The sequence below is a fragment of the Vibrio fluminensis genome (genome assembly GCF_015278125.1).
Lineage (GTDB): Bacteria > Pseudomonadota > Gammaproteobacteria > Enterobacterales > Vibrionaceae > Vibrio > Vibrio fluminensis.
The window spans coordinates 1-12,550 of sequence record NZ_JADILO010000011.1 but is presented as its reverse complement, the minus strand read 5'-3'; the positions used below and the strand labels follow the sequence as shown (position 1 = coordinate 12,550).

Here is a 12,550-nt window from a genome sequence, read left to right as displayed (position 1 = left end):
GCGTGGCATTAAAATTGGATGAAGTAAGGACGCGGTATGTGGCAACAAGGATTTGTGTTGGCTATCTTACTTGGCATTGTCACATGCCTTGTAGCCACCCGTATTAAGCCGAGTTTTATTTTTGCAGGAGCAGCATTTATTGCCTTTCTTGCCGGGATGATCGAACTCAATGAAGTGGCAACCAACTTCACCAATTCTTCATTATTGACTCTAGTGTTGTTGATCCTCGCCTCATGTGCGTTAGAGAAAACCTTGCTCATCAGTTGGGTGAGCCGCAGCCTATCTACTGGGCGTTTAGGTGCGGTTGTGGCAAAGATGGGAGTATCAACGGCATTACTATCCTCATTTACTAACAATACTGCTGTCGTTGTTTCTCTTATTGGAGCGATCAAGCGCAATCAACAACATGCGCCATCTAAATTGTTGATCCCACTCTCATACGCCGCGATCTTAGGTGGTACCTTAACCTTGATCGGCACATCCACTAATTTGATCATTAACAGCTTTGTAGAAGATGCTGGGTTGCCCAGTTTAGGCTTTTTTACCCCAACAATGATCGGTTTGTCAGTATTGTTCGGTGGCTTGTTGATCTTAATTCCTCTCAGTTATCTTTTGCCTAATTATGATGATCAATCACAAGATGATTTGCCCTATTTTCTTGAGGCAAAAGTAGAGCCTGGATCGCCTTTAGTGGGGCGTAGCATTTCTGAGAATAAACTCAGGGCATTACGTAAGCTTTTCTTAGCCGAAGTGATCCGTGATGGTAAAACGATGCCCTCGGTTGATCCGGAATTTATTCTTAATGCCAATGACAGGTTGCTGTTTTGTGGCGATGTAGAAAGTGTCGCTACTCTGCAAGAGATCCGAGGCTTAACGCTATTTGGTCAGCATCATCTAAATGGACAAAGTTTTGTTGAAGTGGTTGTCAGCTCATCGGCGAGTTTTTGTAATAAGACCTTAAAGACGAGCCGTTTTCGTGACCGATTTGATGCGGTGGTGGTGGCGATCCGTCGTGGGCATGAGCGTTTAGAGGGGGGCTTAGGTAATATCACACTCAATGCTGGCGATACCTTAGTACTTGTACCAGGAAAACGCTTTGATGCTGAGCGACGCGCTCATCGTAAAGAGTTTGTCTTGGTCAATGATCTCGACTCTAGTGCACGTCTCGATTTTCAAAAGTCCACCACGGTATTACTCGGCTTTAGCTCCGTTATTGCCTTCGCATTGCTCGAGTGGGTGCCATTAATTAAAGGTTTGGCGGTTTTTCTTCTCGCGACTCTGTTTCTCGGTATCGTTCAGTTGAGTGAACTACGTCGCCGCTTCCCAATTGATATTGTGGTCATTGTTGGATCAGCGCTTTCGATTGCCCAGTTGATGCTCTCATCTGGTTTATCGGTCAAATTAGGGCAGATGTTTATCGAAACCTTTAACGGCTGGGGAGTGTTTGGTGCGCTGGTGGCAACATATTTGCTGACGCTGATCTTAACCGAGCTCGTGACCAACAATGCTGCTGCTGCGCTCGCTTTTCCGATTGGCTACAGTATGGCAATTGGCTATGGCGTTGACCCAATGCCTTTTGTCATGGCTGTGCTATTTGGGGCGAGTGCCAGTTTTATTTCTCCTTACGGCTATCAAACTAATTTACTGGTTTATAGCGTAGGCAATTACAAATTATCCGATTATGTACGAGTGGGGATCCCAATTTCTATTGTTTACTCAGTGTTGGTACTGGCATTGATCCCACTCTTTTTCCCGTATTAAAGGACTAAACCATGACGACAGAAACCAATGTCAAAGACGAGAATATAGTGTGGCATCAGCACACCGTTGATAAAAGCTTTCGTGCCAAATTAAAGCAGCAAAAGCCGGTATTGCTTTGGTTTACGGGATTATCAGGAGCCGGTAAATCGACCATCGCTGGCGCACTGGAGAATCAGTTGGCAGAACTTGGCTACCATACTTATTTGTTGGATGGCGACAATGTGCGCCACGGCTTGTGCAGTGATTTAGGTTTTTCAGAACAAGACCGCCGTGAAAACATTCGCCGTATTGGCGAGCTGGCTAAACTGATGGCTGATGCCGGACTGATTGTGCTCTCGGCATTTATTTCTCCTCACCGTGCAGAGCGCCAGTTAGTGCGTGATTTACTGCCACAGGGTGAGTTTCTCGAAGTCTTCGTCAATACTTCTCTTGATGTGTGTGAGCAACGTGATCCGAAAGGGTTATACAAAAAAGCCCGTGCAGGTGAGATCCCTAATTTTACCGGTATCGACTCAGAGTATGAGGCACCCTTGCAGCCAGAAATCGATTTGCCCGCCGGCGAGTTACCGATTGAAGCTTTGGTTGAGCAGTGTATTCAGGCGCTCAAACAGCGCGAGATTATTAAGTAAATAATCGTACTTCAGTATTACGGCGAATAGTAAGTTCTCAGTTCTCTGTACAGCTTAAGTGGCTTTTGGGTTGTTGTGAGCCTAAAGCTCGTTAAGCTATATAGCATAAGCTCTAAGTGACTGAGGCTGAGTTATTGCAGCGACGAAAATAGCTTTAGGTTACCCATGATCTATTTGCTTGTTCAGCTATCAACAAAAGCAGTTTGCTCTGACTAAGTGAGAGTCTGGAGAGTCAGTTTTGCATTGCTATTTCGCTGAGTCCGATTGGTGAAACTTGTGTGCCTCACCTTTTTGAGCATTAGGGTTACCATGATCTCAAAGCGAGTTGAGCTGGGTATGAAAGGGAATAGGTTACTATGATCCCAAAGCTCGGCAAGCTCGCGCGGCTGCTTTGGGTTTACCATGTTGCAAATGCTTTCTCTGCGTAAAAACGCAAAAAGCTTCCTTGTGACCGGAAGCTTTTTGTATTCTTTTAACTGTATTGCTATTCGAAACAGATTTCGATAAATGCGTTACCCCATTGAGAGGTGAATGGCATGATGATAATTGAGCCTTCGCATTTATGGCGAATAGTATGACCTTTGCCGGAAACGACTACTGGCGTTGCCATATCGAAATCGAAGCCACTTTCAGCCAAGATACGTTTTGCACCACCAGTTACCATGTTGGTGATTTCGCCAACCATGTCTGTTACTTCATCATTTAAACCATTTGGGCGTTCGCCCAGCATGTTTTGCATGATTTCTAGTGCAAGACTCTCATCAAAAGTAATCGACATTGAGCCACGAGTTTGCGGACCAACCATCCCGATTAGACCCGATACATCACCCCTAGCGATCTCGTCTTTTTTTACACGAGGCTTTTGCGGCTTCAACTCCAGTGAAGCCATCGTTTTTAGAACGTTCATCAATGAAGCTAAAAACGGGTTTACAAATTCAGCACGCATATATTTCTTCTATATCGTTATTCTTTAATATCAGACAAACATGACTGGCAAATACCATGTGACTCGATGACATGATTTGTGATCTTAAAGCCATGTTTTTCAGCATTATTAGCCAGTAAGGCTACCAAACTATCATCTTGCAGTTCAATAACGTTACTACATTTGTCGCATATTAGTAGATGCGAGTAATGTTTATGTGCGTTACACGAGCAACATTGGATAAAGCTGTTTGTTGACTCGACTCGATGGATAAAACCTTGTTCGAGCAGAAAATCGAGCGCGCGATAGACAGTTGGCGGCTTTGCCTGAGGTTCGTGGAGCTTTAATTGCTCAAGTAATTCATAAGCACTAGATGCCTTCGGGCTAGCACAAATTAATTTGAAAACTTGTTTACGTTGCGACGTAAACCTTACGCCTCTAGCGGCACAGATATCTTCGATCTGTTTAAGTAACTCTTGGTCCAAATTTTTTCACCATAACGATTGGACTTATTTACAATATACCACCCAATTTTGAGCGGTGTTCATCATTCGCGTCATTATGATAAGACCATCGAGACTTTAATAGCACTTCGAGGTGAATCAGTTAGCCGGACTATTGAATGATCTAACTTACCAAAATATCTAAAGAAACGATATAGCCAAGTGACTTGAAGGTTAATGTTTCAGAGTCTCATCACTGCTGTAAAGCGCAATTATCGAGATCCAACTCGCCATAAAACAATACGAGGTAAAAATCTCATCCACTAAGATAGCGCTGTCAGTTGGCTACTTTTGCACTTGTTGGTACAGGTTAGTAATGCTTGTTAATTTGAGGACATTGTTCGTATTTTCTATCTTGAATATTCAACATTTACAATTTTATCGTATAAGGTGCGCTAATTTCGTGCGATAGTTTGATGGCTGATATTGCAAGGATTGCGATTTATACCAAGCTAAAAGGGAGATTTTGATGGAATTTATACTTGGTTTTATAGGGATGTTTTTTGTGGCTATTATGGCGCCGGCTATAATTTTGTCTTCATTCGACCTATTAATTTACGTGCTATTTTACTTGTGTTGGTTGGTGATAGGTTTTTCTGCATTATTTGCGAATGACAAATTGTTTACTTCGGAAATGAAGGAGAATGCAGTTGATGGCCTAGGGGCGCTAGCCGCGTCTAAATTGATGCTTAGAATATTGTTTTGGTTTAAATATACGAGGCGTTAGACTCCGTATGGTTTACAGTCAGTCACTGTTTTACTTGATGTTTTTTTCCTTCCTCATTGCTCATTATTCTTGATATGAGCGTTTGTCGTCTGTCTTGAGTATAAAGAGCGAATCTTTTGGCTTTCCTAGGGCCTTATGATGCCATTGTTTGCCTCTAGGCTTGGGTGCAGAATGAACTTGATGTAGAATCTGCGCTCTTTTTTATCAAACCACGATTCGGAAAGGCTTGTTTGCAATAAGGCGGCTTTTTTGGCGTGTTAAGTTGTCAGTCTAAACTCTGTCATTTTGGGGCTAACACATGCCCATACTACGTAAGAATGCTTTAAATTGGACGCAAATGGGAATACATCATGCAAAATCATGCCAACCACATTGTTGAGAAAAGCGAGGAAAATCAAGTGAGTCAGTTAGTTTACCCAAGCTCTCGTTTCTCCATTGCCCCTATGTTGGATTGGACTGATCGTCACTGTCGATACTTTCATCGTTTACTTTCGAGTGAGACGCAACTGTACACAGAAATGGTGACTACAGGTGCGATCATCCATGGTAAGGGCGACTTCCTCGCGTACAACGAAGAAGAGCATCCTTTAGTGCTGCAACTTGGTGGTTCAAACGCAGCTGATCTTGCTACTTGTGCCAAGTTGGCTGCAGAGCGCGGTTATGATGAAATTAACCTTAATGTAGGTTGTCCTTCTGATCGTGTACAGAACGGCCGTTTTGGCGCCTGCCTGATGGCTGAACCTATGCTGGTGGCTCAGTGCGTGGCAGCGATGAAAGAAGTGGTGGATATTCCTGTGACGGTTAAAACCCGAATTGGCATTGATGATCAAGATTCTTATGAATTTTTGACTGACTTCGTTTCTATCGTTTCTGAGAAAGGCGGCTGTGAGCAATTCACTATTCACGCGCGTAAAGCGTGGCTGTCTGGTTTAAGCCCGAAAGAGAACCGTGAAATTCCACCATTGGATTACCCACGTGCTTACCAATTGAAAAAAGACTTCTCTCATTTGGAGATCGCAGTCAATGGTGGGGTGAAAACATTGGAAGAGACCAAAGAGCACCTGCAGCATCTAGATGGGGTAATGGTTGGTCGTGAGGCTTATCAAAACCCATACATCTTGGCAGAAGTGGACCAGCAAATCTTTGGTCTTGATAAGCCGGTGAAAAAGCGTACCCAAGTAGTACAAGAGATGTACCCATACATTGAAGCACAGCTATCTAAAGGTGTTTACTTAGGCCACATTACTCGCCATATGCTAGGGTTATTCCAAAACATGCCGGGTGCACGTCAATGGCGTCGTCACATTAGTGAGAATGCGCACAAACCTGGCTCAGGGATCGAAGTGGTTGAAGCCGCACTCGCGAAAATTCCAAAAGAATTGAATGTGTAAAATTTGCCAACCTAGCTGGTGAAAAATACCAAAAATTAGATGGAAAGCGCCCTCAATGAAGGGCGCTTTTTGTTTATTTTAAATAAATCAAGCGTTTATAATTTTTGGTAAACTTGGCACACTTTCTGCGATAGAGAGGATAAAGAAAGGAGAAACACTATGTTTGAGTTAATCTTTGTTTTAGTTTTTATCGCGACCTTACTGGTTACAGGCGTCACTATGCTTACGGTATTTGCAGCAACAGGTTTTGCCATTGCTGTGATGGTATTAATGGGCATGGTAGGAGTGGTACTTAAAATCCTCCCTTGGTTGATAGTGATCGCTATAGGTATCTGGTTTTTCAAAAACCATGTGAGTAGTTCACGATAGCGAAGTTGGCAAAATGTGATAGGCTCAAAGGAGTCAAATAAAAACCGAGAGCCTATCTATGACCACAAGGATGTATTGGCTAACAGCAGTGTCAGCGTTGTTATTCTCTAGCTCAGCACTCGCGAGTTCTATTCGCACTACGGTTGGTGCTGATGCATGGTTTGGTGATACCAAGATAGATGAACAACGACGAGATCATGCAACCGCTGCTAATTTGTTCGTTGCTATCGAACATGACCAACCTTATTTGCCATACGCGAGTTTGCGCTATACCAGCATTGATGCCGATTATGCTGGTTTTGATAAATATGACTTCTCACTTTACTATCGCGTACTTGAGCGCGAGCACATGCTATTTGATGCTGGTGTCAGCCTAACTAAGTACAGCGATAGCCATTATCGCACCAGTATTTCTCCACAGCCCTCGTACAGTTTTAATGAACTTACCTTTAACTGGTATGCCTACGCAGAGCTTTCTATTCCCAATACGGATTTTGACATCATAGGTCAGTTTGATTTCGGGAATAGTAAAGATATTAAGCGTGCAGATGTACTAGCCGGAGTGCAATATCAGGTCAGTGATACGGTGGCAATCAGAGCGGGCTATCGAGTTGTCGATTTAGAATTTGATGATTTAGCCAATGAAACCCCAGAAGTCTCTGAGTCTCTCATCTTTGTCGATGGTTTTTTCGTTGGCGCAGAGTTTCGTTTCTAAATTGGCCGCTCAACTATCGGCATTAAGTCATTAATAGCGAAGTGAGTGATTACTTTTTTAAAACGCCACCTCGGTTAGTGGCGTTTTTTTATACTTTTTCGTCATAATGTTTGGCTTTTTATTAGCAGTTTTATCGTTATGCACCATGCTTATAGATACAGGGACAGTTACGCAGAGAAGCAAATATGACGATTAATGAGCTGCGCGCGTTGTATCGAGACAATCAGCTGGTTGAAGCCATCATCGAACCATCAGCAGAAGAAGGGCTTTGGGTGGTAGAGTTTCGTCACGCGGAAGGGGGATTTTTATTATTAACCGATGTACATGGTGAAGAGTGTCACTATGGCAATTTAGATGTCGCTTCAAAGTCAGCCATGGCTGTTGGCTTTAATCAAGTACGTATAGAAGATCAGCGTCCTCTTTAATTTTTCCTCTTATTTTTCTTACATAGGAACTGCGTTCGCAGGGCTAATTTGTGGTTGTTTGCCATTCGCTTTAATTCCAAAAGTTATAAAACATTCACTTCTATTCTTTCTTGTTATTAAAAAGAGTGGTTAATCTATCATCACGCAATGAACAGGGATGTCGAGACCATGTCTTTAAATAAGAAAGAGTCTTCAGCCAATGGAGAGCTCTCGCAAGCAAATACACCAGAACTACCTTCAATCGCTAGCCCTCTTAATGATCAGCAATTAGGTCAGTTACAGCAAACGGTATCAAGTTTGTCTTCTCAGCAACTGGCGTGGGTGAGTGGTTACTTCTGGGGATTGGCCCAAAATCAACCCGCTGCCGCCGCAGCGCCAATTAGCCAAGCGGCAGCCGTGGTGGCTGCAAAACCCGCAGGCAAGTTAACCATTATCTTTGCCTCACAAACAGGTAACGCCAAAGGTGTTGCAGAAGAGCTAGAGCATGAAGCGAAAGCGCAAGGTATCGCTGTCGAGCTATTTGATGCTAGTGACTATAAAGGTAAAAACTTAGCCAAAGAAACTCACGTGATTGTCGTCGCTTCCACCAATGGTGAAGGGGAAGCACCGGATAATGCCATCGAACTGCATGAATTTTTACAATCAAAGAAAGCACCGAAGCTGAATAACTTAAAGTACGCTGTTATTGGTTTGGGTGATTCTAGTTATGAGTTCTTCTGCCAAACCGGTAAAGATTTTGATGCTTATCTTGCAAAACTTGGCGCGACCCCTTTTATTGATCGTATTGATTGTGATGTGGATTACGACGCGCCAGCAAAAGAGTGGCGTGCTAAAGCGCTCGATACTGTTAAAGATGATCTCTCATCAGGCGCTGAAGCGGAAGTTGTGCAACTGCCGGTAGGGCAGGCAGCCTCAGGTCATGCGCAATACAACAAACAAAATCCTTATACCGCAACGTTACTGACGAGTCAGAAAATTACCGGGCGAGATTCAGGTAAGGATGTCCGCCATATTGAGATTGATCTCGATGGCTCAGGTATTACTTATCAGCCAGGCGATGCTTTGGGCGTGTGGTATCAAAATAGTTCTGAACTTGCCAATGCTATTTTAGCCAAAGTAGGGCTCTCTGGCGTTGAAAGTGTTGATGTCGACGGAGACAGTCTTTCTATTCACAGCGCATTGGTGGCGAAATATGAAATTACCGCTGCCAACCCACAGCTGGTGGCTAAGTTCGCTGAACTATCGGGCAGCAAAAAGCTGCAAAAGTTGGTGGAAGATAAAGATAAGCTGCGCGAGTACGCGGGCAATACCCAAGTTATCGATGTGTTGGCTGAGAAGAAAACCAAGTTGAGTGCGCAAGACTTGGTTGGTTTACTGCGCCGTTTGACACCTCGTCTCTATTCGATTGCTTCGGCGCAATCTGAAGTGGAAGATGAAGTTCATTTAACCGTTGGTGTGGTCGAATATCAACACGGTGAAGAGCTTCGCTTTGGTGGCGCATCCAGTTACCTCTCACACCGTTTAGAAGAGGGTGGCGAAGTGAAGGTGTTTATTGAAAACAACAATAACTTCAAACTTCCTCAAGATGATAATACGCCAGTGATCATGATTGGACCTGGTACTGGTATTGCGCCTTTCCGCAGCTTTATTCAGGAGCGTGACAATCGTGATGCCGAAGGTAAGAACTGGTTATTCTTTGGCGATCGTACCTTTACTCAAGACTTCCTCTACCAGGTGGAGTGGCAGAAATATCTGAAATCAGGATTGCTAACTCAACTGGATGTTGCCTTTAGTCGTGACCAACAAGAGAAAGTGTATGTTCAGCATCGCATTCTAGAAAACGGTGCTCAAGTATGGCAGTGGATTGAAGAGGGGGCTTATCTATATGTATGTGGTGATGCGACTCGCATGGCGAAAGATGTCCACGAAGCATTGGTTTCAGTCGCACAAGAGCACGGCAAACTAAGTAAAGAGCAAGCAGAAGAGTTTATTAATAATCTGCGTAAGGAAAAACGTTACCAAAGGGATGTGTACTAATGAGCAAAGAACAACAACAAGTACTTGGTGAAGTATTAGGTCCTTATGCTGATAATGAACGCTTAAAGCGCGAAAGTAATTTTCTTCGCGGTACCATAGAGCAAGATCTGCAAGACCGTATTACGGGTGGTTTTACTGCTGATAACTTCCAGTTGATCCGTTTCCACGGTATGTATCAGCAAGATGACCGTGATATTCGTAATGAACGTGCGAAGCAGAAACTCGAACCTCTGCACAATGTCATGCTGCGTGCACGTATGCCGGGCGGCATTATTACGCCAAAGCAGTGGTTGGCCATCGATAAGTTTGCCAGTGAACATTCGCTGTATGGCAGTATTCGTTTAACCACGCGACAGACCTTTCAGTTCCATGGTGTCCTAAAGCCAAATATTAAGCTGATGCATCAAACGCTAAATAGTATTGGTATCGATTCAATTGCTACAGCGGGTGATGTGAACCGTAACGTACTTTGTACTACTAACCCAGTGGAGTCTGAGCTTCACCAAGAAGCGTATGAATGGGCGAAAAAAATCAGTGAACATCTACTGCCAAAAACCAAAGCTTATGCCGAGATTTGGTTAGATGGTGAGAAAGTAGAAACCACAGACGATGATGAGCCGATTCTGGGTAAACATTATTTACCGCGTAAATTCAAAACGACGGTCGTTATTCCGCCTCAAAACGATGTCGATGTGCATGCCAATGACCTGAACTTTGTTGCCATTGCTGAAAACGGCAAACTGGTTGGTTTTAACGTGCTGGTGGGCGGTGGTCTAGCTATGACCCATGGCGATACCTCGACTTATGCACGCCGCGCTGATGACTTTGGTTTTGTCCCTCTAGAGAAAACCTTAGATGTTGCAGCCGCAGTGGTGACGACTCAGCGTGATTGGGGTAACCGTTCTAATCGTAAAAATGCCAAAACCAAATATACGCTCGATCGTGTGGGGATTGATGTGTTTAAAGCGGAAGTCGAGAAACGTGCTGAGGTTAAGTTTGCCGAAAGTCGACCATATGAGTTTACCGAACGCGGTGATCGTATCGGCTGGGTAGAAGGTATCGATGGTAAACATCACCTTGCGCTATTTATAGAGAATGGTCGTTTACTTGATTTCCCAGGCAAACCGCTGAAAACGGGAATGGCCGAGATTGCGAAGATCCACAAAGGAGACTTCCGTATGACAGCCAACCAAAATTTAATCGTCGCGGGTGTTTCTAAAGCCAATAAAGCTAAGATTGAGAAAATTGCTCGAGCACACGGTTTGATGGATGACGAAGTCAGTGAGCAACGTAAAGATTCAATGGCGTGTGTGGCATTCCCGACTTGTCCGTTAGCGATGGCTGAAGCCGAACGTTTTCTACCGCAATTTGTTACCGATGTGGAAGGCATTCTTGAGAAACACGGTTTACCAAAAGAAGATAGCATTATCTTACGTGTTACCGGTTGTCCAAATGGTTGTGGCCGAGCGATGTTGGCTGAGATTGGCTTAGTGGGTAAAGCTCCTGGTCGTTATAACCTGCATCTAGGTGGGAACAAAGGTGGTACGCGTATTCCGAAGATGTATAAAGAGAACATTACCGATAAACAGATCCTAGAAGAAATTGATCTGCTGGTGGGACGCTGGGCAAAAGAGCGTAATAAAGGAGAGTGCTTTGGTGATTTCGCAATTCGTGCCGGAATCATTGAAGAGGTCTTCGTATCAAAGAGGGATTTGCATGCTTAATTCAACTGCTAGTCCGCTTGAGTTAAAACAACTACTCACGTTGACTAAAACAGAGCAGATTCTGCAACTGGGTATGATCAATGCCGAGCTAGAACAAATGACAGCGCTGCAAAGAGTGAGTTGGGCAGTAGACAATCTCACGGGTGAGTTTGCGGTTTCTTCAAGCTTTGGTATTCAGGCGGCTGTGATGCTGCATCTCGTGACTCAAGTTAAGCCTGATATTCCTGTGATATTGACGGATACTGGTTATCTGTTCCCAGAGACCTATCAGTTTATTGAGCAACTGACTCAGCAACTTGCCCTGAATCTTAAAGTGTACCGCGCTCAGCAAAGTCCAGTATGGCAAGAAGCGGTGCATGGCAAATTGTGGGAGCAAGGCGTTGAAGGTATCGAAAAATACAACAAGCTCAATAAAGTTGAGCCAATGCGTCGCGCTCTAGATGAGCTAGAAGTCGGTACGTGGTTCTCGGGTTTACGTCGAGAGCAGTCGCAGTCACGAGCGAACTTACCGATTCTTTCGATTCAAAATGGTGTATTTAAGTTTTTACCTGTTATCGATTGGAGTAATAAAGATGTGCACTATTACTTAGAGGAACATGGTTTGCCTTATCATCCTTTAAGAGAAGAAGGCTATCTTTCTGTCGGTGATACACACACGACAAGAAAGTGGGAACCAGGAATGAAAGAGGAAGACACTCGATTTTTTGGTTTGAAGCGTGAATGTGGTCTCCATGAAGAGGATGGAGAAGAGCACGGCTCGGGAATTTAGTTCGACGTATAAAGAAAAGGCTGCGTAATGCAGCCTTTTTTGTGCTTAAAAAATCACTAGATGTGGATAACTTTGTGGATGAGCTGTTGGCTTGTTTTGGGTAAATTTGAATAAATAAAGCTTTGAGTGAAAAAACCGCATGTAAGCGTTATTTTTGTAATTTTTGCAAAATAACGCTTGCCAATGTGATGGCGATCTCTATAATGCACCCCTGTCGACGAGGCAAGGCTCCATAAGGGTTTAGCGCTGAATCGACGAGGTCGAAAAGAAAAACGAAATAAATTGAAAAAGTGTTTGACACAACAAATTATCTCGTTAGAATGGCCGCCTCTTCCAAGTGATGTGAGTCACAAAGAAGAGTAGCTCTTTAACAATAAGAACCTATCAATCTGTGTGGGCACTCGTTGATGATAATCCAATTAGAAGCTTAGGCTTCAAATTAGATTTCAATGAACTGAGTGACCAATTGATACTTCGGTATCAGCACAGTCAATTCATTATCGTTCTGTTGGAACGATAATAGCTTTAAAATTACTTCTTACTTTCGAGTAAGAGCAGTTTTGAAGTCAGTATTC

11 protein-coding genes are annotated in these 12,550 nt (G+C 43.7%); 9 read left to right on the top strand and 2 right to left on the bottom strand.

The features are described from left to right. The first annotated feature begins 36 nt into the window (after window positions 1-36). Window positions 37-1,761, top strand: a complete 1,725-nt coding sequence (locus IRQ95_RS09710; RefSeq protein WP_194436760.1) for an SLC13 family permease — start codon at window positions 37-39, stop codon at window positions 1,759-1,761. Window positions 1,762-1,772: 11 nt separating this feature from the next. After that, window positions 1,773-2,390, top strand: a complete 618-nt coding sequence (gene cysC, locus IRQ95_RS09705; protein WP_194436759.1) for an adenylyl-sulfate kinase — start codon at window positions 1,773-1,775, stop codon at window positions 2,388-2,390. A 484-nt stretch (window positions 2,391-2,874) separates the two neighbouring features. Here the strand turns inward: cysC and IRQ95_RS09700 are convergent, their stop codons facing one another. Next, a complete protein-coding gene (locus IRQ95_RS09700) occupies window positions 2,875-3,336 on the bottom strand; it encodes a chemotaxis protein CheX (RefSeq protein WP_194436758.1) in 462 nt (153 codons plus the stop codon). Between the two features lie 17 nt (window positions 3,337-3,353). After that, window positions 3,354-3,800 (bottom strand): zinc uptake transcriptional repressor Zur, encoded by a 447-nt coding sequence (gene zur, locus IRQ95_RS09695; protein WP_075651919.1) that lies wholly within the window; start codon window positions 3,798-3,800, stop codon window positions 3,354-3,356. A 1,095-nt stretch (window positions 3,801-4,895) separates the two neighbouring features. Here zur and dusA point away from each other — a divergent pair. The 7 genes from dusA to IRQ95_RS09660 all read left to right on the top strand — a co-directional run bounded on the left by dusA (window position 4,896) and on the right by IRQ95_RS09660 (window position 11,975). Further along, window positions 4,896-5,936: a tRNA dihydrouridine(20/20a) synthase DusA gene (gene dusA / locus IRQ95_RS09690; protein WP_194436757.1), complete on the top strand. Its 1,041-nt coding sequence runs from the start codon at window positions 4,896-4,898 to the stop codon at window positions 5,934-5,936. A 159-nt stretch (window positions 5,937-6,095) separates the two neighbouring features. Then, a complete protein-coding gene (pspG, locus tag IRQ95_RS09685) occupies window positions 6,096-6,305 on the top strand; it encodes an envelope stress response protein PspG (protein WP_075651925.1) in 210 nt (69 codons plus the stop codon). A 58-nt stretch (window positions 6,306-6,363) separates the two neighbouring features. Continuing rightward, complete coding sequence (locus IRQ95_RS09680; RefSeq protein ID WP_194436756.1) at window positions 6,364-7,020, top strand: TIGR04219 family outer membrane beta-barrel protein; 657 nt, start codon at window positions 6,364-6,366, stop codon at window positions 7,018-7,020. Window positions 7,021-7,205: 185 nt separating this feature from the next. Then, window positions 7,206-7,445: a hypothetical protein gene (locus IRQ95_RS09675; RefSeq protein ID WP_194436755.1), complete on the top strand. Its 240-nt coding sequence runs from the start codon at window positions 7,206-7,208 to the stop codon at window positions 7,443-7,445. Between the two features lie 147 nt (window positions 7,446-7,592). Next, entirely contained in the window at window positions 7,593-9,482 is a 1,890-nt protein-coding gene (locus IRQ95_RS09670; protein WP_194436754.1) for an assimilatory sulfite reductase (NADPH) flavoprotein subunit, read from the top strand. Further along, window positions 9,482-11,206 (top strand): assimilatory sulfite reductase (NADPH) hemoprotein subunit, encoded by a 1,725-nt coding sequence (gene cysI / locus IRQ95_RS09665; RefSeq protein WP_194436753.1) that lies wholly within the window; start codon window positions 9,482-9,484, stop codon window positions 11,204-11,206. The genes IRQ95_RS09670 and cysI overlap by 1 nt, the downstream gene beginning before the upstream one ends. Continuing rightward, the gene (locus tag IRQ95_RS09660) at window positions 11,199-11,975 is read left to right on the top strand and encodes a phosphoadenylyl-sulfate reductase (RefSeq protein WP_194436752.1); all 777 of its coding nucleotides are present in this window, start codon (window positions 11,199-11,201) and stop codon (window positions 11,973-11,975) included. Before cysI ends, IRQ95_RS09660 begins: the two co-directional genes overlap by 8 nt. Window positions 11,976-12,550 lie beyond the last annotated feature (575 nt).